This window comes from Mycobacterium sp. (assembly GCF_965229105.1).
GTDB lineage: Bacteria > Actinomycetota > Actinomycetes > Mycobacteriales > Mycobacteriaceae > Mycobacterium.
The window spans coordinates 497,795-520,420 of the sequence record NZ_OZ245858.1 but is presented as its reverse complement, the minus strand read 5'-3'; the positions used below and the strand labels follow the sequence as shown (position 1 = coordinate 520,420).

Here is a 22,626-nt window from a genome sequence, read left to right as displayed (position 1 = left end):
TGATGAACGCACGTGCCTTCTTGATTCGCGGACTGCTGGCGGGCCTGGTGGCAGGTTTCGCCGCGTTCGCCGTCGCCTACGTTGTGGGGGAGCCGCACGTAGACAGGGCAATTGCGATCGAAGAGTCAGGCGGGCCTGCCGACCACCATAGCGACGCCGACGGTGCAGTCGCAGCTCACTCACACGACGAAGACACCGCGGTCGTCAGCCGCCAGGACCAGTCGACGTGGGGCCTGGCCACCGGGACCGTGACGATCGGTGTGACGATTGGCGGGATTCTTGCCCTGGTGGCCGCCGGAGTGATGGGTCGTATCAGGCAGCTGTCCCCGGGGACCTCTACTGCTCTTATGGGCGCCATCGGCTACGTGTCGGTGGTACTGATACCGTTCCTCAAATATCCGGCCACCCCGCCGGCGGTCGGTTCGGGCGAGACCATCGGTGAGCGCACCGTCCTGTATTTCACCTTCCTGGTGATATCGGTGGCCGCCGCAGCCGCATGCACGGTCCTGGCGACGAAGTTGCTTGACTCCCGGGGAGTTCAGGCTGCGGTGCTCATCGGAGCCGGTGTGTACGTGTCGGTGGTGGCCGTCGCCAGTGCGCTGATGCCGACCGTCGACGAGATCGGGGACTTCCCAGGGGATGTGCTCTGGGATTTCCGGCTGGCGTCGCTGATCACCCTCACCGCACTGTGGGCAACGGTCACTGTCGTGCTCACCGCATTGATCGGTCGTCTCCACGCCGAACACGCACATGCCCAGGCGCGCCGAGCATTCGCGGCGAGCCTTTGACGTAGGGGCGGTGTCCACTAGGCCACGGGCATTGGCACCTTCAGCCCGCGCCCCGGGTCAACCGTGACCTTATGGTGTGGCAACCCCGTGCGCTGCGGCGATACGGCGCGCGAACTGTTCGTAACTGGTGGCCGGCCGCGGCAATACCTTCGGCAGGTCGTCGAGGTTGCCTGCGGGAAGTCCGTGCACGTCGTAGTACGTCATCATCTGCACGTAGGTGTCCTGGGCGTCCGACGGCCAACTACGAAATCCACGAGCGTTCGGCGCCGCGCGGAGTCCTCGAACGGCGTCTTCGCCGCCGAAGTTGGTGCGAACGGGGGCATGCGAATCGGCAACACCGAGCTTGCTGTTGCGCTATCTCCACTCCGGATACTGCGGGGGTCGTGGCCGCCTACTCTGTCGGAGTATCGGTCAGGTCGTCGACGAACCGGCAGAACAATGTGGCGAACATGACCTGGTCTTGCTTTGGCCACTTCTTGATCGCGGCGGCGAGCACCTCGACTCCAGTCGATTCCATTCGCTGACAGGTCTTCTGTCCCTGCGTAGTCGCAGTGAGTAGCACTGCCCGTCGGTCGGTGGGATCGGTTTGCCGCGCTATCAATTCGCGCCGCACGAGGCGACGAACCTGCAGGGCGATGGTGGATTTGTCGACGGCCTGCCAGTCGGATAGATCAGACGCCCGCACCGGTCCGTTGGCAACGATGGTTCGTAGCAGGTCGACGTCGATGGGTGTCAAGTCGCGGCCGGCTTCACCCAACAGTTTGTTGCGTGTCTCGGCGCGGCTCATGAAGCGGACCAGCTTGGGCATCGCCGCGTGGATGCGTTGGGTGGGCTGTTCCGGCTTCGACATCTGGCCTATCCGCTCCCGTGAAAGTTAGTTGGCATCAACCAACTAGTATGACTATAGTTTGATGTTACCAACTAAATCCGGATCGTCGCTCGGGGCGCGCTCGCGTGTGACTCTCAAAGACGACCCAAAGCCTGGCTTGGCAAGGCGGCGCGCTTTCGGACAACCCAACCTCTGTAACACTTTTCGAACGAGGAGACATCAATGACCACCGGTACGATGAAGGCTGTCAGAATCCACCAGTACGGGCCACCGGAGTGCCTCGTCTACGAAGACGTCCCCATTCCGCAGGCGGGTGCCGATCAGGTGCTGGTGCGCAACGAGGCGGCCGGAGTCAACTTCGCCGATATCGACCAGCGACGCAACAACTACCCGTTTCAGCCGGCGTTACCCCACATCCTGGGGGCGGAGTTCGCTGGCCGGGTGGAGGCGGTCGGCGACGGTGTCTCACACGTTGCGGTTGGCGACCGAGTTTTTGGATTCCTCTCCGGAGCCGAACCCGCCGCGTACGCACAGTACGTTGTCGCGGCGGCAGAAGCGGTGCGTCCACTGCCCGCCGGGCTCGGTTACGCGGAGAGTACCGCCTTGCTGGTCCAAGGATTGACTGCCCACTTTTTGCTTCGCGATGGCGTACGCCTCGGCTCTGGCGAGTCGGTGCTGATCCTCGCTGCGGCGGGAGGCCTGGGTTCGATTGCCGTGCAGCTCGCCAAGATCCGGGGTGCACGACCGGTGATCGGTGCGGCAAGTTCGGCGGTGAAACGCAAGATGGTCTCCGAACTGGGTGCTGACGCGTGTATCGACTACACACAACCCAACTGGAGCGCCGATGTGTTGGACGCTACCGGTGGCCGCGGAGTCGACGCCGCGCTGGTCAACGTCGGGGGAAGCGCGTTCACCCAAGCGATCGCGTCGCTGGCGCCCTTCGGCCGGCTGAGTGCCTACGGTGGGGCCGATAAGACAACTCCTGTCATCGATTTCGAGGCCGAGTTCGCAGCTGGACGGCTGTTCGGCAATCAGACGCTGGGATTCTTCAGCCTCTATCCCTACCTTCATGGTGACCCGCGTGAAATGACCGATGCGCTCGCTGAACTCGCTGACCACGTGGCAGCCAAGCGGCTCCGCATCCAGCTCGGTCCGCAACTGCCTTTATCGCAGGCCGCAACGGCGCACCGGCTCATCGAGGACCGGCAAACGACGGGCAAATGCGTGTTATTGCCATGGGAAGAGGTTGATTAACTCCATCCCGCTCCTTGCTCAAGCGTCGTAGTCGACCGACACCGTCGGGCTCGTCGGATGCGCCTGACACGTCAGCACATAGCCGGCCTCCAAGTCGGCGGGTCCGAGGGCGAAGTTCTGGTCCATCTCCACCGTGCCGTGCAGCAGCTTGGCGCGGCAGGTACCGCAGGCGCCGCCCATGCAGGAGTAGGGAGCGTCACTGCGGATGTGTAACGCACCCTCCAGGATGGAGTCTCCGGGAGCCAGATCGACCGTCGCCTGCTGTCCGGACAACGTGAAAGTGACTGTGGCAGAAGAATAGTCGCGATTAGCTGTGCTGGGTTGGGGATAGCCGGTGAACAGCTCCAGGTGGATGCGCTCGTCGGCGACACCACGGTCGAGCAGGAGATCTCTTGCGGTGGTGCTCATCCCGATCGGGCCACACACGAACCACTCGTCGACGGTATCGGGCGCCAAACTGGTGTCCAGCAGCCGCTGCAGCCTCTCCCGGTCGATCCGTCCGCACAGTGTCGGGATGTGCAGCGGCTCGCCGGACAGCACGTCGGTGATCTCCAACCGGTCAGCGTAACGGGCCTCCAGCCGGGCGAGATCGTGGCGGAACATCGTCGACTCCGTGGTGCGGTTGCCGTAGATCAGGGTGAACCGGCTTTCGGTCTCGACTTCCAGCGCCGTTTCCAGGATCGACAACACCGGCGTGATTCCGCTGCCGGACACCAGCCCCACGTAGTGCCGTTGTGCCAGCGGGTCCAGGACAGTGCCGAACCTGCCACTGGGGGTCATCAGCTCCAGGACATCGCCGGCTTTGAGTTCGTTGGCGACCAGGGTCGAAAATGCGCCCCCAGGAATGTGTTTGACCGCGATACGCAGTTGGGCGCGGGTGGCGGGTGCGCAGATCGAGTAGCTGCGACGGACGTCTTCGCCACCGAGGTTGGTGCGAACGGTGATGTGCTGGCCGGGTTGGAACCGGAACTCGTCGCGCAACGCTTCGGGCACGGCGAAGGTCACCAGGGTGCTGTCGGCGGTGATCGGATCAACCGAGGCCACCGGCACGCGGTGCAGTACCGCGTGCGGGGCGCTTGACCGCGGTGGCATGCGAACCGGCACCACCCGGCCGAGCTTGCTGTTGAGCCGTCTCCATTCCCGGTACTCGCCCGCGTTGAGGCGCTGGCCGAACACCGTGGCAATCGCAGCGTCACGCTCCAGATACGCTTCCTCGTTGCGCTGCCAGGTTTTTCGGTACCGATAGAACGGCACCGACGGATGCAGGTGATGCACCAGGTGGTAGTTCTGCGACAGCATCAGCGGGGTGTACAGCCATTCCATGCCCACCCGGGCCCGGGTGGCGCCGTAGCGATTGCTGCGCTGGGTGTCGGCCAGCCCGTGATGCGGCAGCCAGTCGAACCACCACACCAGGACGATGAGCCCGATGCGTTGGGGGATCAGGAACACCACCGCCAGCGTCCAAAAGTGACCAGTGGTGATCGCCAGGATCAGCGCGGACAAGCACACCGTGAGGAACCCCAACGTCTCGGCCACCTCGGGCTTCGGCCGGCTGCGCAAGGTTCGGAGGATAAAGCCGCCGTACAGCAGCTCGGGAAAGGGCCAGCGCAGCGGCATCTGCCACCACCGGGAATGCGCGGCCCAGGCATCGGGATCGTTGTCGTCATCGTTGGCATAACGGTGGTGCGTGATGTGGATGAACGCATAGGTCGGGAATGAAATGACCGGGACCACCAGCGCAAAGGCCAGCCGTCCGACGAGCCCGTTGACCCAACGGGTGCTGCTGATCGCGTAGTGGATCGCATCGTGGCTGACGGTGAACATCACGAACGTCACCACGGCGTTGATCGCGATGGTCACTGCGGCAGGCAACCAGCCGTGGAGATAGCCGACGGTCGATGCCACGAAGGCCGTCCACCCGGCCACGAGGAGCGCCACTGTCGGTAGCGCCAGCTTGGGCACCGGTGCGCCCGGATCTGGCAATCCGTGGCGGTCGGGCGATGCCGTCGTGGTGTCATCCAATGCTGCTGCGATGGACACGGGTTTTCTCCAAGCTTCTCGCTATCGGCCGCGGTGTAGAGAACCGCTCAGCACAACGCTATGGGTCGCCTCGGTGGAAAACGACGTCCTTGGGCCACCAACCACACGCCTACCTTTGTCTCCTACGAACAAGTAGCGTCGCGGGCATGGTCCAACGAGGTGACGGTGATTCGGTGGCCGACTCTGCCGCGACGGTCGTCGGTCGATTGATCGACAAGCTCGATGAGGTCACGGCCCGGACGCACCGGGTCCTGATGGATGAGGTCGCTGATCTGCGCGGCGACGCACAGCTGGTGCAGTTGATGCGCGATAACGTCGCTGCCAACATCGACACCGTCTTCTCGGCGATCCGCCACAGCATCCCGGTGGAGCATGTGGAGGCGCCGACGGCCGCCTTGGAGTACGCGAGGCGGCTGGCGCAGCGGGACGTATCGGTCAACGCGTTGGTGCGCGCCTACCGGATCGGCCACCAGGAGGTGCTCAAGATCCTGCTCGAGGAGATCCGATCCTCCGAACTCGATGGGCAGCGCAGGTTGGATGTATTCGACGAGATCCTCGCGGTGACATTCCGCTACATCGACTGGATCAGTCAGCAGGTCCTCTCCGTCTATCAGGACGAGTACGACCGGTGGCAGCAGAGCCGAAACCGTCTGCGGGCAGAAGAGATTCGTGATGTCCTCGATGGTGATGAGGATATCGACGTCGAGGTGGTCTCCACCGCGTTGCGCTACCCGCTGCGATGGACACACCTGGCACTGGTGGTGTGGTGCGACGAATCCGGTGACCAGGACGAGCTGAGCGTCTTGGAACGATTCGTGCACGACTACGCCGCCAGGGTGGGTGCCCGTGACCGCGCCCTGTTCGTATCGGCGGACCGGCTCACCGGATGGGCCTGGATTCCGTTGGAGCCCAACCGCTCCGCACCGATGCCCGACACCGCAGACTCACTGATCAACGTCGCAGCGGGCTCCCCCTTACCCGGGGTGGCGGGGTTTCGCCGCTCTCATCGACAGGCGCAGCTTGCGCGTACGGTGATGACCGGATCAGGCACCGGCCTGGGCCGAGCGGTCAGCGCCGCCGAGTCGGGGCTGATGCTGGCCGGCCTGGCCGGAAGCAATGTGGACGAGGCGCGGGTCTGGGTGCGCGAGGTACTCGGGCCGCTGGCGTCGGCCGGGGCGGGAGACGAACGGCTCCGTGAGACCCTGCTGGTGTTCCTGCGTGCAGGATCGAGTTTCAAGGCCGCCGCCGGGGAGCTTCACCTGCACTTCAACTCGGTGAAATACCGGGTGGCGCGGGCTATCGAACGCCGTGGCCGACCCATCGTCGATGACCGGCTCGATGTGGAAGTTGCTCTGCTGCTGTGCCATTGGTACGGCACCGCGTTCCTCGCTCCCTGAACCGCATAGCGCGCACGAGGCTAACGCGGCGGTACGCTCGCCCCTCCGACGGCGAACTGCATGGCCAGCGCCACCGCGCAGGCCAGGACCACGATCGACATCGCCGCCCAGTCACCCCGTCCCGGCCCCGACCGGCTGGCGGTGAGTTGCCCGGCGCCACCGCGTGCGGTGATCGCGTCGCCCATCTCATCGGCGCGGCGAAGCATCATCGCGGTGGCGGCGGAGATCAGATCGATGAAGTCGCGAACCCGGTACCGGCAGCGCTCTTTACGGGTGCGAAGCCGCGGGTTGGGTCGCAGCTTGCGTGCCGCGTGCAACAACCGGAATTCGTCGAACATCATCGGAAACGACCGCAGCGCCAGGCTCACCGTGGTTGCCCAGTCATCCACCGGCATGCGCAGCCACCTCAGTGGTCGGCCCAATGTGGCCAGCGCGGGCGCGATCTCGGCGAGCTCAGTGGTCCACGACAACAGCGCACCCAGCGACAGCAAGACGATCATCAGCATCGTGATGCGCAGGAACTGCAACATTCCACCGAGCCCGACGTGCAGGGAGCCGATGTCGACGAAGGGAGCACCCCCAGACGTGGTGAGGAAGGCGGAGCCGATCGCCAGCACCACCCAGACGGCGCTGGGCACCGACGGCAGCGCACTTCGCGGGATGTGTGCCAGCCCCACGCCGACAATGACGAGTCCGCCGACCGCCACGATGGGAACCCAACCGGGGTTGGTGGCCAATATCAGGCCGACCCCGAAGATGATGATCAGCTTGGTTCCCGCCCACAGTGAATGGATCGGGCTGGCAACCGGAACCGGACGCATCAGCACCAGCGGCCTGCGCACCGGTTTACGCGGCGGCGCAGTCATCTTTTCCTGAACCGTTGTCATGAACGTCCTCCTGTCGACGGCGCCACCGGCACCTCGATTGCCCCGTTGGTGAGCTGCAGTACACGTGGGCACAACTCGTCGACGCCGAGGAAGTCGTGGGAGATCAGCACCACCGTCAGCCCGGTAGTCCGCCGCAAGTCGGTCAGCAAGCCGACCAGACCCCGTTGACTGGCGGCGTCCAGACCGGCCAACGGTTCGTCGAGGATCAGGACTCGTGGTTTGCGGGCGAGCAGACCCGCCAGCACCAGGCGGCGCATTTGCCCGCCGGAGAGATGGTCCACCCGACGCCGGGCCAGGGCCGCATCCAGTCCGACCTTCGTCAGCGCCGCGACCACCTGGGCATGATCGGTCGAGCAGAATCCGGCCGCGGAGGCGACTTCCTCGTCGACCCGGGCCCGCATCAACTGCGTGCGCGCCGCCTGGAAGGCGATGGCCACCGAACCGAGCTGGTCGACAGCTGGTTTGCCGTCGACGAGCGCTGCTCCGACCGATGGCGAAGTCAGCCCCGCCATCACCCAGGCCAGCGTTGACTTACCCGACCCGTTGCCGCCCTGGATGAGCAGGCCTTCGCCTGCGTGCACGGTGAGACTGACATCGCGCAGGGCAGTGTGGGCCCACGGTGTTCCGGCCGCATACTCGTGGCTCACCCGGTCCAATTCCAGTACGGGCACCCCGGTCGTAGGCACTTCGTCGACGGTGGCAGCTGGGGCCGGGACGGTCGGAACCATGGCCGTGTTGTCCCCGGACTCCGACAGGTTGATGACGCGATCAGCGTGTTCGGCCTCGTCGTTGTAATGGGTGATCTGAACGAGCGACATCTGACGGTGTGCGGTCAGGCCCGCCAGCACCCCGAGCAGCGCTCTGCGGCCGTCCTGGTCAACCATCGAGGTGACTTCGTCGGTGATGAGCAAGCGCGGTTCGCGGGCCAGTGCGGCGGCCACTGCAAGGCGCTGCAGTTCTCCACCGGAGAGTCCGCCAGTGGCGCGGTCCCTCATACCCGACAGTCCCACCTCGTCGAGCAACCGGTCGACGTCGATGCTTACCTCACAGGGCAAACCCCACACCACGTCGTCAGCCACGCGCATGCCCAGCACCTGAGACTCCGGATGCTGCAAAACGACTGCGGTCCCGCCGAGCCGGCCCAGGCCGACCGCACCGGGACGGTGCACGGTACCGGTGGTCGGTGGCCGACCGGCGAGCACGAGCATCAGCGTGCTCTTGCCGGAACCGTTGGCGCCCACCACGGCGAGATGTTCGCCGACCTCGACGGTGAGGTCGGTGGACGCGAGCGCGGCATGCTCGGTGCCGGGATACCGGAACCCGGCGCCCCGCAACATCACCGGCACGGGCGCAGGTTGGTCGCCGGCCAGCTCCGCGGGTGGGACGTCAAGGGTGTGGAAGTCGGGGATTCCGCCCAACCTATCGAGCACCCGCGACATCGCCCACCACCCGACGAGCGAGACGGTCATGACGATGATCGCTGCACAGCCGATCAGCAACAGCGGCCAGTCTGTGAACCCGATCTGGATGACGTCCTGCATGCCGCCGGCCGCAGGCGCCATGCCGGGGACGTCACCAAGTGCGGCCGCCACTGCGGTCAGGCTCGCGGCGATCACGCCAAAGACCAGCTGCCGCAAGGGAACCAAAACGAACAAGATGGCAGTGATGACGACACCGAGGGTCGCGCCGGCGACCAGGGAGGCGATGGCCACCGCGAGGACACCGCCACCGCGGCGTTTGACGATGCCGGTGAGCCCCCCGATGTAGGCGCAGTTGAGCACGGTGATCAACCCGGGCAGGCCGACCATCAGGAAGGCGATGAGCGCGCTGGCCACTACCGCGGCGATCAGGGTCCGCAACCGGTGCCGGTAGGCCAACAGGCCCATCGGCACGATGGCGATCACCGCCAACGGGGCGGTGATCGGGATGACGGTGGCCGAGATCGTCAGCCCGGCCGACGCGGCCGCCACGCTGGCGGCGTGTGCCAGCTCGCGGGGAAGCAGTCGTCGTGGCCGGTTCTGCGTATCCGCCCTGCCGTTCACCGGGGCGCTACGACTCGTCGGCATGCTGCCGTGCTGACGCCCCCGATGGCTCCGCCTGTGTCGCCGGGCGCGCAGCGCTACTCCACGCCAACGGATTCAGCGCACGGTAGGGATCGTCTGCCCGGATCTTCAGCAGGTCGGCAAGCATGTTCTCCAAGGACGTCTGCGTCGTCTCCTTCACGGCCTCGACCCACTCAACGGCCGCCCTGCGCGGCGGCCGGGTGGTGTCGATCGGGGTGCCGAAACGCAGATACATCCGCTGCGGACGCGGGATCAGAGTCGGACCGATCCCGCGCACAAGCGGCATCGGCATCTCTTTGCGACCCGAGATCTTCTCACTGAGGGCCATACTCAACTGCCCCAGTGTGCTGTTGCGCGATAACAAGTGCTCATACATCTCATCGCTGCCGACCAGGGCGACGGGCACGATCGGATAGCCACCGAGGATGGCCTCACGAGCGAAGCCGGCGCGGCCCTTCCAGTTGATCGTGCTCTCCTCTCCCTTGAACTTGGCGATCTCACGGCCGCCACCGGGAAAGACCAGGATCGTCTCGTTGCGCCCCATCAATTCCTGGATACTTTCCGGCGACCCGACGACGGCGCCCATCGCGGCATTCAGATCGCGCATCAGGCCTCGCATCGTGCCCATGCCTCGGTCGGCCAGTGGCCGCACCCGGGTGCCGATCGTGCGGCGGACGTAATGGGATATCAGGACCACCTCCATCGCGCCCTGAGTATGGTTGCCCACCAACAGAAACCGGCCATCACTGGGCAGGTTCGCAGTGCCGTCCACGTAAGGGCGCATCAGATCGAGCACGGGTTCGGCGGCGTCGCTGGCCGCTCCCAGAAAGTGGCGTATCCGACGCACCCGCATTGGCTCGTCGATCGGCTCCTGGAGTACTTCCTGGCTGCTCATGGGGGTTGGGCGCTCCGATCGTCTCGTGAATTCACTTAGATGAGCCGGCCCGTTCTGGACTTTCGGCCGGCACGGAATCAGAACGTAGCGACCGAATCAGTGGAATTCGTAGGGTGAGGCTGTCGAAATCGCATGAATAGCAGAATGTTTCACATCACTTTGTTTCGCGAGGATGACGGAGATTACATCTACGAACTAGCCGTGCTACCGGACGCGCACGCCGTTCGGCCTCGGCACCGCGATTCACACCGCTCGTGCTCCACCGCCCTCAGTTCGAATTGACGCCTGCGCTGATTTACACTTTGCCATCGCGCTTGCCGGACATGCGCTGCGACGAGGAGGGCCCATGGCAGTGGCGTCGGAGGCGATGGTGCTTCAGGCCGAACGACGCAGCCTGCACACCTATATGTTCACCATGCTTGGCCTGGCGGTCCTCGGCTTCGCCGTGTATGCGATCACGCGGGTGTCGGCCACCCAGTTGGATGGCGTGATCTCGCTGATCAACGCGGCGGCGGCATTCATCGCAGCGCGGCTGGCAGTAACGGCATCCCAGCCTGCCAGTACCGAGAGCCCCTACGGCCGTTTGGCTTTGGAGAACCTATACGCACTATTTCGTTCCCTGATGATTCTCGGCGTGGTGATCGTCGGTTTGGTTACCAACGGGGTCAAGGTGATCGACTATCTGATCACTGGAGAGGGAAGTGAGCCCGAGTTCGGCCTCGCCGCGGTGTACACCGCAGTGTGTGTGCTGATTTGCTTGGGTCTGAAGTGGAATCACGAGCGCAACAACCGATCGGTCGGTGGGGCGTCGGCACTCCTGCGGGTTGAGGCGACGGCAGCCAAGATGGAAGCCATCATCAGCGGTGGCATCTGTGCTTCGCTGGTTGTGGTCACGGTCATCCCCGAGGGCACCTTCCTCACCTCGGCCGACTTCAACATCAAAGACATCGCAGACAGCATCATCGTGCTCATCCTCTGCGTTCTGCTCATCGGCGAACCGGTCCGCCAGATTCGCCTGGAGTTCGGACGACTGTCCGGGCGTCGCGCCGACCCCGCGCTCGATGCCTCGGTCCGGGCAGCCGTCACGGCGGTCAACCAGGAGCATGCCCACGAACTTGCCCACGAGCTCACCTTGGTCGACAGTTTGGCGATCAGCCGGGGCAAGACCACCGAGGTGGACCTTCGGGTCTCCTACCAGGGCACGATGTCCGTCGCCGAGCAGGACGATCTGCGCGCCCACACCTACGAAGAACTTCGCGACCGCATCGGACCGCTGCGCCTGACGTTGGTGTTCAGCGACTTACCCATTCACGCAACACCCACCCTGTGACGCGTTCAGCCTTGGGGCCGGTACATCCTGCGACTACACCTCGAACTGACAAGGTCTACATGCAATCGCGATTCGCACGACGGCTTCTTACCCTCCTTTGCCTGGCATGCCTGCTGACGGCCGCGCCGATGGCGAATGCGTGCACGCGCATCACCTGGCTCGGCCCCCAAGGAGCGGTCATCACCGGACGGTCGATGGACTGGCCGTACTCGTTCGATGCACACCTCTACGCGATTCCCGAAGGGCTCACGCAAGACGGCTCTGGCGGCACCAACTCGTTGACGTGGACGAGCAAGTACGGCGCGGTCGTCGTCGCCGGCACCGCCAATCCCGGCGGGCCGATCAACGCCGTGTTCGACGGTATGAACGAAACGGGCTTGGTGGCCAACCTGCTGTACCTGTCCGAAGCTGACTTCGGACCCGCCCCGACCGATGACCGACCGCGGCTGTCGTTCGCCGGTTGGGTGCAGTACGTCCTGACCAGCTTTTCCACGGTGAACGACGTGGTCGACGCCTTCAGCAACCCGTCGATCTACATCGTTCCGATCGACTTCGGGCCCGACGGTATGGGCAAGCCGACAGTGCACTTGGCGGTATCGGATGCCACCGGCGATTCCGCGATCTTCGAGTACCTCCACGGGAAGGTCGTCGTTCATCACGGCCGCCAATTTCAGGTGATGACCAACAGTCCGACCTACGACGAGCAGCTCCAACTGGCCGCCAAGTGGAAGGACAGGGACCCCAATAGCGAACTGCCGGGCTCGATTCGCTCCGAGGATCGGTTCGTGCGCGCCTCGTACTACCTGAGCCAGTTGCCGCAGACCACCGACAACCGCCAGGCGATTGCCGGAGTATTCAGCGTGATCCGCAACGCCTCGGTGCCCTGGGGTGTCGCCGACCCGGCGCATCCCAACCTCTCTCCGACCTACTGGCGGTCGGTCGCCGACGTGACCAACAGGGTGTACTACTTCGAATCCACGCTGAGCCCGAACATCGTCTGGGCCAATCTCAACGATGTGAACCTGACGCCGGGTTCCGGCGTACGTGCGGTGGCGGTGGAACAGAACAACGACGCAAATATCGGCAACATCAACGCCAAGTTCGCACCCGCAGACCCCATCGCGTTCCTGGCGCCCTAACCGGTGCGGGCCCGAGCACGCCGATGATCGAGAAGCGATCAAGTTCGGGTTACGCCCTTCTCGGTCAGCGACGGTTCCGCGACCTTTGGGCGGCGAACCTCGGCTCGACTACCGGATCGGTCATGTTCATGGTGGCCGCGGCGTGGCTCATGACCTCCCTCACCGACAGCACCATCCTGGTCGCGATGGTTCAGACGGCGGTAAGCCTGCCGGTGTTCTTCTTCAGCTTCCCCGCCGGGATGCTGACTGACGCCCTCGGCTCCCGGAAAGTTCTTCTGGCTGACCATATCTGGATGCTGCTGCCGTCGGTGGCAATGACCGTGCTGGCGTGGAGTGGCCACCTGAGTGCGTGGCTACTGCTATCGCTGCTCCTCATGCTGGGCGTTGGATTGGTCGTACACCAGTCGGCCTGGAAACCGTTACTTCACGAGCAGGTGCCGTCGGACGAATCCGTCGCTGTCGTGTCGCTGAACAACCTGAGCAACAAGCTCTCCCAGGCCGTCGGGCCCTTGGTCGGCGGATACCTCATGGGCGTCCTTGGAGCCGCAGCCGTCTTCGGGGTCAGGGTGCTCACGCACCTCGGCATGATCCTGGTGCTGCTACGTGTCCCCGACATTGTTGCTACCAAGCCGAAAGAACCGCTGTCGCTGGCTAATTCGAAGCGCTCATTCGCCGAAGGCTGGACATTCCTTCGGGGGTCGCCACAGATCTATGGGTCGCTGATTCGGTGTGCCTTCGTCATGGTTCCGGCTGCGGGCCTGTCGGCGCTATTGCCATTGGAAGCCCGGGAGAACATCCAGACCGAAGTCATCGGCTACGGCGGGTTGCTCGCGGCCGGCGGTTTGGGGACCGTTCTCGGCGCATCCCTGACACCGCTGATCGGGCGCCGTATCGCAATGAACTCGATGGCGACCGCGGCCCTGGCAGTGTTTTCCCTGTCTGTACTCGGCATCAGCCAGTGGGACAGCATGCTGCTCGATGCGTCGTTCTTGTTCACGGCAGGATGGGCGGGAAGCGTCCTCAGCATTGGTCATCAGGTGTCGGTGCAGGCCCATTCACCGGATGAGATGCGTGGACGGATGAACTCCTTCTACATACTCACTCTGCAAGGCTCAGTGGCCATCGGCAGTCTGCTTTGGGGAGTGGTCGCGCAGTTCGTCGGTGTCAGCTCAGCCATCCTGCTGCTGGGCCTGTTTGCCATGGCCAGCCTCGCCCTGGTCCGCCGGTTCCCGCTGTCAGATGGCGGCTAGCTGCAATCTTTCCTGGCTTCGGGATGCGCGCGCCCGGAATGGGGGTTGTCTGGGAGAGCCCGCCAGGGCGCACATCAAAGGAGCAATCATGAACACAGAACATGTCGTGGCCTTGGTATCTGGGGCCAACCGTGGACTCGGCCGACAATTCGCGACCGAACTTGTTGCGCGCGGGGCGAAGGTCTATGCCGCGGCGCGCAGGCCCGAGACGGTCGACATTCCGGGCGTCATCCCCATCCAGCTCGATATCACCGATGCCATGTCTGTCCGTCGCGCCGCTGAAATCGCGTCCGATGTCAATGTCGTGGTGAACAATGCCGGCGTTTCGACCCGCGCCACACTGCTAGACGGGTCTTTCGAGGACGTGCGCCTGGAGATGGAGACACACTACTTCGGCACGCTTCAGGTAATCCGCGCGTTCGCTCCGGTTCTCGAACGCAACGGCGGCGGGGCGATCCTGAACGTGCTGTCGGTTCTGTCGTGGCTGCACCCATCCACCAGTGGCGCCTACTCGGCCGCCAAGGCCGCCGCGTGGGCAATGACGGACGCCGTTCGGGATGAGTTGGCACCAAAGGGAATTGATATCACCGCTCTGCACGTCGGTTATATGGACACCGATATGGTCAGCTACATCCCCGCCGAACAGAAGATCGATCCCGCTGTGGTAGCCAGGCTGGCTCTCGACGGACTGTTCGGCGGCGAGCGGGAAGTACTCGCCGATCAACTGTCCAAGGATGTCAAGGCGCAGCTGTCCACGACCGCGTAAGCGGGGCAACCTCTTCCGCGGTTAGTGGCTCACGGATCCGAGGGGATTCAGCTGATCGTCTGTGGCGTCGTCAGCGGTGGTGGAGAGGCTTAACGTTTCCCACTTTTCGTCGATCGCGAGGAGGTCCCGTCCTGCGGCGGTGGCGTAGCGGTAGGCGTCGGGGCCGACCAGGAGTCGGGTGGGCGGCTCGGCCATTCCGACAACTTCCAGCAGCAGCGCGGCGACCTTGGCCGGGTCACTGGCGCCGATGTTCTCTGAGGTACTCATCGCAGCGGCAGCGCCAACAGTCGCGGCGTAGTCCTCGCGGACGGGATCGACGCGCATGGAGGAGCCCGCCCAGTCGGTGCGCATGCCACCGGGTTCCAGCACGGTGACCTTGATGCCCAGCGGGGCAACTTCCTGGGCGAGGACCCCCGAGAAGCCGGTGACGGCCCACTTCGCCGACTGGTAAGCGGCCAGGCCCGGTCTCACCAGGCGTCCGCCGACCGAAGACACCGCAATGATGTGGCCGGCGCGCTGGGTGCGCATGATGGGCAGCGCGGCCTGGGTCAGCCGCACCACGCCAAAGAAATTGGTGTCGAACTGGGTTTGGAAGTCCTCGAAGTCGACGTCCTCGATGGCGCCGATGTTGGCGTAGCCGGCGTTGTTGACCAGCACGTCGAGCCTGCCGAACCGATCGATGGTGGTGCCGACTGCGGCCCGCACGTGTTCGTCGTTGGTGACGTCGAGGTCGACGACGACGAGGCGGTCTGGATGCTCGGTGGCAAGGTCGTCCAGCGCTGAGGCAGATCGGACGCCGGCGACGACGCAGTGTCCGGCCGTCAGGGCGGCCTCGGTGATGGCCCGCCCGAGCCCGCGGGAGGCACCGGAAACGAGAAAGACCTGCGATTGATCGCTCATGGCAATTCCTCACTGTGCGTGAATCTTCTTTATCTACAGCTGTAGATTTACGGTAAATATACAGACGTAGACTTCCCCAGGTCTATTCCCTACGGTGATGGCATGCCCGCCAGTGCGTCCCGACCGCGCAATGCCACTGCCACCCGTGAGGCGATCCTGAACTCGGCCACGCGCAACTTCGCACGCGCTGGCTACGACGGGGTCGGTGTCCGCGAGATCGCTGGGGATGCCGGTGTTACCGCCATGCTGGTGAACAGATACTTCGGTTCCAAGGAGCAGTTGTTCGCCGAGGTGGTCGAGGCTTCGTTCGCGACGCCGGTGTTCATCGCAGAGAACCCGCACTCCCTCGCCAAGGATGCCGCCACGGCACTGGCCGCGCGTACAGCTTCCGACACCGCGGAGCTGGCACCGTTTCTGGTCATGCTGCGGTCGGCGTCTAACCCACGGGCTACCGACATCGTGCGTGACGCGATCGAACGTCACGTCGGGAGACGACTGGCCAGACAGCTCCCGGAGCCGGGCCGTCAGCTTCGCAGCGACGTCTTGTTATCGGTGATCAGCGGGGTGCTTCTGATGCGGCGGGTGATCGGCACCCGCGCACTCAACACAGGTAAGCCCGAGCAACTCGTGGAGGTGCTGGCGGCGGTGTTCGATGCCATCATCGACACGCCATTGAGCTGACGGCAATGCGGGACCGCCAGCGCGGCGCACTCGTCGTCACAGGCTTCAACGGCGCACCGGCTCATCGAGGAGCGGAGAAGGACGGGCAAATGCGTGCTATTGCCGTGGGAAGCAAACTAGTTGCGGCCTGGCTACTTTCAACCAATTGACAGCGGGGTGCATCGTGCTCCTCATGGTTGAGTGGGGCCGCTGCTAACCTGCGCCCTTGCCGTTATCGACGCGGTACACCGCGCCATGAATAGCCGCAGCGGCATCGCTGGCGAGGAAGGCGATGACGTTGGCCACGGACAGCGGCGCCATCATCCCGCGCGGTGATGCAGTGCGCATGATCAGGTCGAAGTCCGCACCTTCTGGTGCACTGAACTTTTCGATCTGGGGCGTGAGCATGCCACCTGGGCATACGGCATTCACCCGCAATCGGTCTGCCGTGTACTCGACGGCCAGCGCGCGAGTAAGCCCGACGAGTGCATGTTTGGCCGCGCAATAGCCAGCTGAGTAGGCCTGGCCCTCGACGCCGGCGATCGACGCGACATTGACGATATTGCCACCGCGTTCGAGCAGGTGCGGCAGCGCCGACCGGCAGAGGTAGAAGGGGCCGTCGAGATTGACTGCAAGGTCGTATCGCCAGTCAACGTCGGTCATCGACTCGGTACGCCGCATCTGATGCTGGCCGGCAACATTGACCAGGACGTCCAACGCCCCGAATTCGTTGAGGCACTGTTCGACTGCGAGTCGGCATGCTTCCGGCGAGGTGATATCCAACGAAGCGTAAGAGCCGCCGTGAACGTTCTCGAAGACCGATGCCAGGCGCGCCTGATCCCGACCGACCCCGAACACGGTCGCGCCCTGCTCTGAGAACAGCCGCGCTGTTTCGGCTCCGAGACCCGACGAGGCGCCGGTGATCAGTGCGATCTTGCCTGACAAAGTGGACATGCAGTGTTGGTCTTTCTCTTCGGTTCTGCGAATGGGGCGGTTATGTCGGGAGTCGCGTCGTCGAGGTCGAAGCGGAAGGAGTATGACCGGCGATGCGTGCTTCGATGTCCTGTGCGGTGCGGCGCACCTGTTCCCCAACGGTGCGGATGTGAGCGTTGTCCACGGTGGCGAATACCGAAGCGGTGATCGACATGGTGACGGCGCCGGTGCCGTCGGTGATCGGCGCCGAGATGATGGCGACGTTGTGGCTGGCTGAGCCGACCAATTCGTCTGGTAGGACGTCGATGACGGTGAGATCGGCGAACGCACGTGCCAACTGGGCGGTGATGGCGTCGACTTCGCCATCACCGGTGAGCGCACGGAGTGCGGTGTAGACCCGTAGGTACTCTTTGGTGAGCCGTTCGACGGCGAAGCCACGGGTACGAATCTCTCTGAGCACCAACATCATTCGGGAGCGCAACGCGGGGCTGGGCTGGCCGATGGCCTCCAACCATGCTCGCTGGACGTCGGCGCCGGCCCAGGCCACGTATTCCCGGCCGAATGGCGCCACCAGCGGTGTGCGTAATCCGGGTCCGATTCGTGGTCCGGTCAGGCAGTTCCCGACGGCTTGATCGATGACGAGTGTCTGCCCGTGCCTGCAACTCAGATGCACCTGCATCCCCGTCGCTGCGGCAAGTGACTGCAAGTCGGTGCGGTAGCGGTGCGTACTGGCCGGATCGGCCAAGCCGGCAAGCGCTGGACCCCAGGAGTAGGTGGCCGTCGCGGGGTCACGGGTGACCCAGCCGCGACCGGCCAAGGTGGTGAGGATCGCGTGGCCCGTGGCGCGACTGATGTTCAGGCTGCGGCAGATCTGCGCCAGCGAGAACTGCCCATCGGGGTTGGCCCCCAACAGTTCCACCACAGCGATGACCCGCTCCGTCGGTGGTGACGTCCCTTGACCCGAAAGTGGCTGCGGGTCTACATTCGGCGTCATAATATCGAACAGTATGTCGAAATATCGACACTGGCAACCGTTGAGGGGACGCCACCGTGAGTGAACGGTTCATCGGGAAACGGGTATTGGTCACCGGAGCGGCAGGCGGTGTCGGCCGCGCGACGGTGGATCTGCTCGAGGCCGAGGGTGCGTCGGTGGTGGGGCTGGACCTGAACCCCGGTGAAGGCATCGTGGCCTGCGATGTCGGTGAAGAATCCTCGGTCCGCGCTGCCGTCGCCACCGCAACGGAGCGCCTGGGCGGGCTCGACGTCGTGGCCAACGTGGCCGGCGTCGACCAGTTCCGCAAGTTCGAGGATCTCGACATCGCCACCTGGCAGCGCCATTTCAGCGTGAATCTGACCGGCCCGATGCTGATTTGCCACGCCGCGCTGCCGCACCTGCGCGCGAGCAAGGGCAACATCGTGACCGTCTCCTCGATCGCCGGTCTGCGCGCCCAGCCTTACCAGGCCGCGTACTGCGCCTCGAAAGCCGGCGTGATCATGCTGATGAAGTCACTCGCTCTCGAACTGGCGGCCGACGGCATCCGGGTCAACACCATCTGCCCCGGTGGCGTGCAGACCGACCTGCCAGTCAATGCGGCCGCCGAGCATGCCAACTCCGACCTGGACTGGAGCCTGTTGATGGAAACCGCCGGTGCGCGTTACGGATTCATGCCGCCGAGCGACATCGCCGATGCGATCGCCTACCTCGCGTCCGACGCCGCAGCATCGGTTACCGGGGCAGTCCTGTCCGTCGACCGCGGCACCGCCTGCTAACGCACCCCAAGACAAGGAACAGTCATGTCGAACACCGAGGACCTCGTTCGAGAGCTCATGGCTCGTGAGCAGCTGAAGGAATTGCGCGCCAAGTACTTCCGCTGCCTGGATCTGCGAGATCATCAGGGTTTCGCGTCGGTCTTCACCGAGGACGCCGTGCTCGAAGTGCCCGAGGTCGACCTCGTCTTCCGTGGGCGCGAGGAGATCGCATCCAAGGTCCTGGCCTCCATAAAGGACGCGGTGAGCGCTCACCACGGGCATACCCCCGAGCTGACCATCACCGGCCCTGATACCGCGACCGGAATCTGGGCGATGCAGGACATCGTCGAGTGGCCTCGCGCTGCCTCAGGCGAGCGGATCGGTATCACCGGGGTTGGTCACTACCGTGACGAGTACGTCAGGCAAGACGGCCAATGGCGCATCGCCAAGGTCCGACTCGTACGCATTCGAGTACAGAGCCTTAGTGAACTCTGACGACGCCGAGATCGCCGGGATGCTGGTCCACCACCAGATAAGCCGGCGGTTGTTCCAGTTCGCCCACGCGATGGACCGATGCGGTCCACGGTCGGGACGCGCTCATCGCTGCGATGCGCTCATTCCTGGACCACTGTGGCCCGACCCAGCACCTCATCGGCAACGTCGTGGTCGATCACACCCCGACGACGGCCACGAGCACCTGCTACGTCCAGGATCTCCACGTCGGAAGAGGCGAACTGGCCGATCAGACCTTCTCGGCCCGCGGTGAGTACCGCGACAAATGGGTCGTGACGAATCTGCGTGCCGGCCATGCATGTGGGGCCTTTCCGATCGTCGTGAAGACCGCATCCATCCCGTTGGCACCCAGTTCGCACCACAGGGATTCGGCGAAGATCATGTCGAACGCCTTGGTGGCTCCGTAGGCCGCAGTCCGATAGATTCGACGACGTGGCTCTGTCACCAAATATCGTCGGCATGACCTACCGGTATCCCGACCACTACCTCGTCGGCCGGGAAACGATCCGCGAATACGCCAGGGCGGTGAAGAACGACGACGCGTGGTACTTCGATGACGATGCAGCCCTGGATCTGGGCTACGACGCAATTCTCGCGCCCTTGACCCTCATCGCGATCTTCGGGCTTCGGGCGCAGATGGCCTTCTTCGCCCACGCGAACATCCCGATCAACGAGGAAAAGCTTGTCCAGGCCGAGCAGGGGCTCAAATTCTTCACACCCATCAAAGCCGGCGACCGCCTGTACTGCGATATCCGGATCGACTCGCTCCGGCAGGCCTTCGGAGCAGATGTGCTGACCATCAAAAGTCGTATCTCCAATCAGCACGGCGAAACCGTTCAGGAGGACTACACCACCATGGCAGGGCGCAGCGAATCTGAGTGATCCAGATGCTCTGTCCGCCAGCTTATTTCGACAGGACGGCCGGGTGGGGCTTGAGGATACGGGTGGCGGCGTCGACGGCGGTGGCACGGCTGACTGCCTGAGCGTCCGCGCCGCCGGGCTGGTCCTGTGGCCAGCTCGCCCAGGCCATCCCGATGCCGAACAACACGATCAGCAATTGCTGCGGATCCCAGTCGGCGTCGATGTAGCCGGCAGCCTGAGCGGCCTCGATGGCGGCGGCGTCGCGATCGCGGATCTTGCGGCCATCGAGCTCTGGTTCCTCCATCGGCACGCCTTCTAGCCGCGCCCAGGTGATCATCCGCAGATGCTCGGGCATGGTGGTGACCAGATCGTAGATATCTCCCGCGAATTCGGCCACGGCGTCCGGTCGTACGCCGATTGCGCCGAAGAATTCGGTGCTGTCTGCGGCGACCACTTGGCGGAACAGGGCCTCCTTGTCGCCAAAGTGTGCGTAGAGGCGCTCTTTACTGGCGTTGGCCGACTTGGCGATCCGATCGATTCGGGCACCGGCCAGTCCATAGCGTGCGAACTCGGCGCGGGCGGCGTCGATGATCACACCGCGTAGCTCGCTGGTATTTCTCATAGGGAAATCATAACCAAACGAACCGGTTCGTTTGGTAATTTGGTAGATATGACCGAGCAGAACACCGCAGAACATGCGATTGCCTCGATGCCCAGAGGCGGACCCGATGCGACGTGGCTTGATCGACTGTTGCAGACGGACCGCCTCGAGTACACCGACCGAGACGATGTCTCCGATGAGACCAAGCAGCGGGTGATCAACGCGTTGGATGCGATCGGTGTTCGCACCGGTCAACATGAGCAGCACGCCAGGACCGCGTTGCAGGTCGTCGCCGATATCGCCAACCCGCGCATCTTGGAGATCGGCGCCGGTCATGGCCGGTTATCGGCGCAGATTCTGCAGTTGCATCCCAGCGCCACCGTCACCGCCAGTGATCTGGACCCGACGTCGGTAGCCAAGATGGCCGCGGGGCCGCTCGGCTCCCACCCCAGGGCGCGGACCCAGGTCATCGACGCGACCGCCATCGATGCCGCTGACGCCAGCTATGACCTGGTGGTGTTCGCGCTGGCCTTCCATCACCTGCCGCCCGCGGCAGCGTGTTGGGCCATCGCCGAGGCCACGCGCGTGGCATCGCGCTTCCTGGTGATCGACCTGAGGCGCGAGTCGCCGCTGGGCATCCTGCTCACGCCGATCGCCATGGCGCCGATGTCGTTGGCTCTCATGCCGCCGTCGTCGATCCCACCGACCATGCACGACGGAGTCATCAGTTCCCTGCGGGCCTACTCGCCATCGGCCTTGGTCGCGCTCGGCAAGGCAGCCCACCCGCAGATGACCATCGAGTTCCTTCAACCACCACACACCGGTTTCGGTTTACGCCCGATCACCGCCGTCTTCTCCTGCCCACAATCCACCTCAAAGAAGGGGTCACCCTCATGAAAAATGCCGCAGCCAAGACTGAGCAGATCATCGACCAGCCCGCCCGCGTCCGTGCATTGCGCAAAATTGCCGAATCCACCGCCGATGCCATCTGGCCGGCCATTGATCTCACCTTGCCCTATGTCGATGGCACCGAAAACCTGCCGCGGGACGGGCGTTTCTTCCTGGTCGGCAATCACACCCAGAGCGGGATGGCCGAAGCTTGGCTGACCTGCCTGGCAGTCCGCCGGGCGATTGGCACTCGGGTGCGGCCGTTGACCGAGCGCGGGATGGGCTCGATGCCGGGCCTGGCCGGTGACTTGTTGGCGGCGTGCGGTGGGGTCGTCGGTACCCCCGAGAACGCGACGAAACTGATGGAGAACAACGAGACGTTGCTGGTGTTTCCAGGCGGCGGTCGTGAGATAGGCAAATTCAAAGGCGAGGAGTACCACCTGAAGTGGGAGGGACGGGCGGGGTTCGCTCGGTTGGCGATCGCCAACGAGTATCCCATCGTTCCGGTCGGTCACGTCGGTGGCGATGACATCTACCACAGCCTCTACACCCGGGACAGCCTGCTGGGCCGACTCACCGAGAGGGTTGGCCAGGCGATCACCGGGAAACCCGGCATGACAATGCCTTTGGTGCGGGGGATCGGGCCGACACTGATCCCCAGCCCGCAGCGGATGTATCTGCGCTTCGGCCAACCCATCGACACCACCAAGCCCGACGGCGTCTCTGATGCCGAGTGGGTCGAGACCGTCAAGAAGACCAGCCAGACAGCATTGGAATCCATCTTGCAAGAGCTGCAAGATATCCGGGCTGATGACCCATTCCGGGAGTGGAACCCCCTGGCCTGGCGTGATGCCACGCGCTCAGAACCAGTCACGTCCTAGCC

General features: G+C 64.2%; 24 protein-coding genes. 14 read left to right on the top strand and 10 right to left on the bottom strand.

The window, feature by feature from the left end; translation table 11 throughout:
- Window positions 1–2: 2 nt before the first annotated feature.
- Window positions 3–788 carry a CbtA family protein gene (locus ADBZ9O_RS02450; RefSeq protein WP_526528063.1) on the top strand — a complete coding sequence of 262 codons (786 nt, stop codon included), beginning with the start codon at window positions 3–5 and terminating at the stop codon, window positions 786–788.
- Window positions 789–857: 69 nt separating this feature from the next.
- Here the strand turns inward: ADBZ9O_RS02450 and ADBZ9O_RS02445 are convergent, their stop codons facing one another.
- Window positions 858–1,001, bottom strand: a complete 144-nt coding sequence (locus ADBZ9O_RS02445) for a hypothetical protein (RefSeq protein ID WP_526528061.1) — start codon at window positions 999–1,001, stop codon at window positions 858–860.
- Between the two features lie 178 nt (window positions 1,002–1,179).
- Window positions 1,180–1,638, bottom strand: a complete 459-nt coding sequence (locus ADBZ9O_RS02440; RefSeq protein WP_526528059.1) for a MarR family winged helix-turn-helix transcriptional regulator — start codon at window positions 1,636–1,638, stop codon at window positions 1,180–1,182.
- Between the two features lie 201 nt (window positions 1,639–1,839).
- On the opposite strand from ADBZ9O_RS02440, the gene ADBZ9O_RS02435 reads away from it, so the two are divergent.
- Entirely contained in the window at window positions 1,840–2,871 is a 1,032-nt protein-coding gene (locus tag ADBZ9O_RS02435) for a quinone oxidoreductase family protein (RefSeq protein ID WP_526528057.1), read from the top strand.
- 18 nt (window positions 2,872–2,889) lie between these two features.
- Here the strand turns inward: ADBZ9O_RS02435 and ADBZ9O_RS02430 are convergent, their stop codons facing one another.
- Window positions 2,890–4,911 carry a fatty acid desaturase gene (locus ADBZ9O_RS02430; RefSeq protein WP_526528055.1) on the bottom strand — a complete coding sequence of 674 codons (2,022 nt, stop codon included), beginning with the start codon at window positions 4,909–4,911 and terminating at the stop codon, window positions 2,890–2,892.
- A 146-nt stretch (window positions 4,912–5,057) separates the two neighbouring features.
- Between ADBZ9O_RS02430 and ADBZ9O_RS02425 the strand changes: the two genes are divergently transcribed.
- The gene (locus ADBZ9O_RS02425; protein ID WP_526528053.1) at window positions 5,058–6,308 is read left to right on the top strand and encodes a PucR family transcriptional regulator; all 1,251 of its coding nucleotides are present in this window, start codon (window positions 5,058–5,060) and stop codon (window positions 6,306–6,308) included.
- Window positions 6,309–6,328: 20 nt separating this feature from the next.
- Here ADBZ9O_RS02425 and ADBZ9O_RS02420 read toward each other — a convergent pair whose 3' ends face one another.
- The 3 genes from ADBZ9O_RS02420 to ADBZ9O_RS02410 are packed head-to-tail and all read right to left on the bottom strand — an operon-like array spanning window position 6,329 to window position 10,153.
- A complete protein-coding gene (locus ADBZ9O_RS02420) occupies window positions 6,329–7,195 on the bottom strand; it encodes an energy-coupling factor transporter transmembrane component T family protein (protein WP_526528051.1) in 867 nt (288 codons plus the stop codon).
- On the bottom strand, window positions 7,192–9,261 hold the full coding sequence (locus ADBZ9O_RS02415; RefSeq protein WP_526528049.1) for an ABC transporter ATP-binding protein: 2,070 nt from the start codon (window positions 9,259–9,261) through the stop codon (window positions 7,192–7,194). The genes ADBZ9O_RS02420 and ADBZ9O_RS02415 overlap by 4 nt, the downstream gene beginning before the upstream one ends.
- Entirely contained in the window at window positions 9,245–10,153 is a 909-nt protein-coding gene (locus ADBZ9O_RS02410) for a lysophospholipid acyltransferase family protein (protein WP_526528047.1), read from the bottom strand. The genes ADBZ9O_RS02415 and ADBZ9O_RS02410 overlap by 17 nt, the downstream gene beginning before the upstream one ends.
- 346 nt (window positions 10,154–10,499) lie before the next feature.
- Here ADBZ9O_RS02410 and ADBZ9O_RS02405 point away from each other — a divergent pair, with 346 nt between their 5' ends.
- The 4 genes from ADBZ9O_RS02405 to ADBZ9O_RS02390 all read left to right on the top strand — a co-directional run bounded on the left by ADBZ9O_RS02405 (window position 10,500) and on the right by ADBZ9O_RS02390 (window position 14,638).
- Window positions 10,500–11,483: a cation efflux transmembrane domain-containing protein gene (locus ADBZ9O_RS02405; protein WP_526528045.1), complete on the top strand. Its 984-nt coding sequence runs from the start codon at window positions 10,500–10,502 to the stop codon at window positions 11,481–11,483.
- A gap of 128 nt (window positions 11,484–11,611) precedes the next feature.
- Window positions 11,612–12,622 (top strand): bile salt hydrolase, encoded by a 1,011-nt coding sequence (gene bsh / locus ADBZ9O_RS02400; RefSeq protein ID WP_526528043.1) that lies wholly within the window; start codon window positions 11,612–11,614, stop codon window positions 12,620–12,622.
- Between the two features lie 23 nt (window positions 12,623–12,645).
- The gene (locus ADBZ9O_RS02395; protein WP_526528041.1) at window positions 12,646–13,872 is read left to right on the top strand and encodes an MFS transporter; all 1,227 of its coding nucleotides are present in this window, start codon (window positions 12,646–12,648) and stop codon (window positions 13,870–13,872) included.
- Window positions 13,873–13,960: 88 nt separating this feature from the next.
- Complete coding sequence (locus ADBZ9O_RS02390) at window positions 13,961–14,638, top strand: SDR family oxidoreductase (protein WP_526528039.1); 678 nt, start codon at window positions 13,961–13,963, stop codon at window positions 14,636–14,638.
- Window positions 14,639–14,659: 21 nt separating this feature from the next.
- Here the strand turns inward: ADBZ9O_RS02390 and ADBZ9O_RS02385 are convergent, their stop codons facing one another.
- Window positions 14,660–15,538, bottom strand: a complete 879-nt coding sequence (locus ADBZ9O_RS02385) for an SDR family oxidoreductase (protein WP_526528037.1) — start codon at window positions 15,536–15,538, stop codon at window positions 14,660–14,662.
- A 102-nt stretch (window positions 15,539–15,640) separates the two neighbouring features.
- On the opposite strand from ADBZ9O_RS02385, the gene ADBZ9O_RS02380 reads away from it, so the two are divergent.
- Window positions 15,641–16,219: a TetR/AcrR family transcriptional regulator gene (locus ADBZ9O_RS02380; protein ID WP_526528035.1), complete on the top strand. Its 579-nt coding sequence runs from the start codon at window positions 15,641–15,643 to the stop codon at window positions 16,217–16,219.
- Window positions 16,220–16,411: 192 nt separating this feature from the next.
- On the opposite strand, the gene ADBZ9O_RS02375 is transcribed toward ADBZ9O_RS02380, so the two are convergent.
- Both ADBZ9O_RS02375 and ADBZ9O_RS02370 read right to left on the bottom strand, forming a co-directional pair.
- Window positions 16,412–17,152 carry an SDR family NAD(P)-dependent oxidoreductase gene (locus ADBZ9O_RS02375; protein ID WP_526528033.1) on the bottom strand — a complete coding sequence of 247 codons (741 nt, stop codon included), beginning with the start codon at window positions 17,150–17,152 and terminating at the stop codon, window positions 16,412–16,414.
- A 40-nt stretch (window positions 17,153–17,192) separates the two neighbouring features.
- Entirely contained in the window at window positions 17,193–18,125 is a 933-nt protein-coding gene (locus ADBZ9O_RS02370) for an IclR family transcriptional regulator (RefSeq protein ID WP_526528031.1), read from the bottom strand.
- A 56-nt stretch (window positions 18,126–18,181) separates the two neighbouring features.
- Here ADBZ9O_RS02370 and ADBZ9O_RS02365 point away from each other — a divergent pair, with 56 nt between their 5' ends.
- The 4 genes from ADBZ9O_RS02365 (at window position 18,182) to hadA (ending at window position 20,275) form a co-directional block, all read left to right on the top strand.
- Window positions 18,182–18,901: an SDR family NAD(P)-dependent oxidoreductase gene (locus ADBZ9O_RS02365; RefSeq protein WP_526528029.1), complete on the top strand. Its 720-nt coding sequence runs from the start codon at window positions 18,182–18,184 to the stop codon at window positions 18,899–18,901.
- Between the two features lie 24 nt (window positions 18,902–18,925).
- Window positions 18,926–19,375, top strand: a complete 450-nt coding sequence (locus ADBZ9O_RS02360; RefSeq protein WP_526528027.1) for a nuclear transport factor 2 family protein — start codon at window positions 18,926–18,928, stop codon at window positions 19,373–19,375.
- Window positions 19,376–19,488: 113 nt separating this feature from the next.
- Window positions 19,489–19,800 (top strand): nuclear transport factor 2 family protein, encoded by a 312-nt coding sequence (locus tag ADBZ9O_RS02355; RefSeq protein ID WP_526528025.1) that lies wholly within the window; start codon window positions 19,489–19,491, stop codon window positions 19,798–19,800.
- A 25-nt stretch (window positions 19,801–19,825) separates the two neighbouring features.
- Window positions 19,826–20,275 (top strand): (3R)-hydroxyacyl-ACP dehydratase subunit HadA, encoded by a 450-nt coding sequence (hadA, locus tag ADBZ9O_RS02350; RefSeq protein ID WP_526528023.1) that lies wholly within the window; start codon window positions 19,826–19,828, stop codon window positions 20,273–20,275.
- A gap of 22 nt (window positions 20,276–20,297) precedes the next feature.
- Here hadA and ADBZ9O_RS02345 read toward each other — a convergent pair whose 3' ends face one another.
- Window positions 20,298–20,876, bottom strand: coding sequence for a TetR/AcrR family transcriptional regulator (locus ADBZ9O_RS02345; RefSeq protein ID WP_526528021.1), 579 nt, complete (start codon window positions 20,874–20,876; stop codon window positions 20,298–20,300).
- 48 nt (window positions 20,877–20,924) lie between these two features.
- Between ADBZ9O_RS02345 and ADBZ9O_RS02340 the strand changes: the two genes are divergently transcribed.
- Both ADBZ9O_RS02340 and ADBZ9O_RS02335 read left to right on the top strand, forming a co-directional pair.
- Window positions 20,925–21,752 (top strand): class I SAM-dependent methyltransferase, encoded by an 828-nt coding sequence (locus tag ADBZ9O_RS02340; protein WP_526528019.1) that lies wholly within the window; start codon window positions 20,925–20,927, stop codon window positions 21,750–21,752.
- The gene (locus ADBZ9O_RS02335; protein WP_526528017.1) at window positions 21,749–22,624 is read left to right on the top strand and encodes a lysophospholipid acyltransferase family protein; all 876 of its coding nucleotides are present in this window, start codon (window positions 21,749–21,751) and stop codon (window positions 22,622–22,624) included. The genes ADBZ9O_RS02340 and ADBZ9O_RS02335 overlap by 4 nt, the downstream gene beginning before the upstream one ends.
- Window positions 22,625–22,626 lie beyond the last annotated feature (2 nt).

Bases quoted from the DNA above. Each gene is read 5' to 3' on its own strand.
- ADBZ9O_RS02450 (WP_526528063.1), top strand. From the start codon at position 3: ATGAACGCACGTGCCTTCTTGATTCGCGGACTGCTGGCGGGCCTGGTG.
- ADBZ9O_RS02440 (WP_526528059.1), bottom strand. From the start codon at position 1,638: ATGTCGAAGCCGGAACAGCCCACCCAACGCATCCACGCGGCGATGCCC.
- ADBZ9O_RS02435 (WP_526528057.1), top strand. From the start codon at position 1,840: ATGACCACCGGTACGATGAAGGCTGTCAGAATCCACCAGTACGGGCCA.
- ADBZ9O_RS02425 (WP_526528053.1), top strand. From the start codon at position 5,058: ATGGTCCAACGAGGTGACGGTGATTCGGTGGCCGACTCTGCCGCGACG.
- ADBZ9O_RS02420 (WP_526528051.1), bottom strand. From the start codon at position 7,195: ATGACAACGGTTCAGGAAAAGATGACTGCGCCGCCGCGTAAACCGGTG.
- ADBZ9O_RS02415 (WP_526528049.1), bottom strand. From the start codon at position 9,261: ATGCCGACGAGTCGTAGCGCCCCGGTGAACGGCAGGGCGGATACGCAG.
- ADBZ9O_RS02410 (WP_526528047.1), bottom strand. From the start codon at position 10,153: ATGAGCAGCCAGGAAGTACTCCAGGAGCCGATCGACGAGCCAATGCGG.
- ADBZ9O_RS02405 (WP_526528045.1), top strand. From the start codon at position 10,500: ATGGCAGTGGCGTCGGAGGCGATGGTGCTTCAGGCCGAACGACGCAGC.
- bsh (WP_526528043.1), top strand. From the start codon at position 11,612: ATGGCGAATGCGTGCACGCGCATCACCTGGCTCGGCCCCCAAGGAGCG.
- ADBZ9O_RS02395 (WP_526528041.1), top strand. From the start codon at position 12,646: ATGATCGAGAAGCGATCAAGTTCGGGTTACGCCCTTCTCGGTCAGCGA.
- ADBZ9O_RS02390 (WP_526528039.1), top strand. From the start codon at position 13,961: ATGAACACAGAACATGTCGTGGCCTTGGTATCTGGGGCCAACCGTGGA.
- ADBZ9O_RS02385 (WP_526528037.1), bottom strand. From the start codon at position 15,538: ATGAGCGATCAATCGCAGGTCTTTCTCGTTTCCGGTGCCTCCCGCGGG.
- ADBZ9O_RS02380 (WP_526528035.1), top strand. From the start codon at position 15,641: ATGCCCGCCAGTGCGTCCCGACCGCGCAATGCCACTGCCACCCGTGAG.
- ADBZ9O_RS02375 (WP_526528033.1), bottom strand. From the start codon at position 17,152: ATGTCCACTTTGTCAGGCAAGATCGCACTGATCACCGGCGCCTCGTCG.
- ADBZ9O_RS02370 (WP_526528031.1), bottom strand. From the start codon at position 18,125: ATGACGCCGAATGTAGACCCGCAGCCACTTTCGGGTCAAGGGACGTCA.
- ADBZ9O_RS02360 (WP_526528027.1), top strand. From the start codon at position 18,926: ATGTCGAACACCGAGGACCTCGTTCGAGAGCTCATGGCTCGTGAGCAG.
- ADBZ9O_RS02355 (WP_526528025.1), top strand. From the start codon at position 19,489: ATGCGCTCATTCCTGGACCACTGTGGCCCGACCCAGCACCTCATCGGC.
- ADBZ9O_RS02345 (WP_526528021.1), bottom strand. From the start codon at position 20,876: ATGAGAAATACCAGCGAGCTACGCGGTGTGATCATCGACGCCGCCCGC.
- ADBZ9O_RS02340 (WP_526528019.1), top strand. From the start codon at position 20,925: ATGACCGAGCAGAACACCGCAGAACATGCGATTGCCTCGATGCCCAGA.
- ADBZ9O_RS02335 (WP_526528017.1), top strand. From the start codon at position 21,749: ATGAAAAATGCCGCAGCCAAGACTGAGCAGATCATCGACCAGCCCGCC.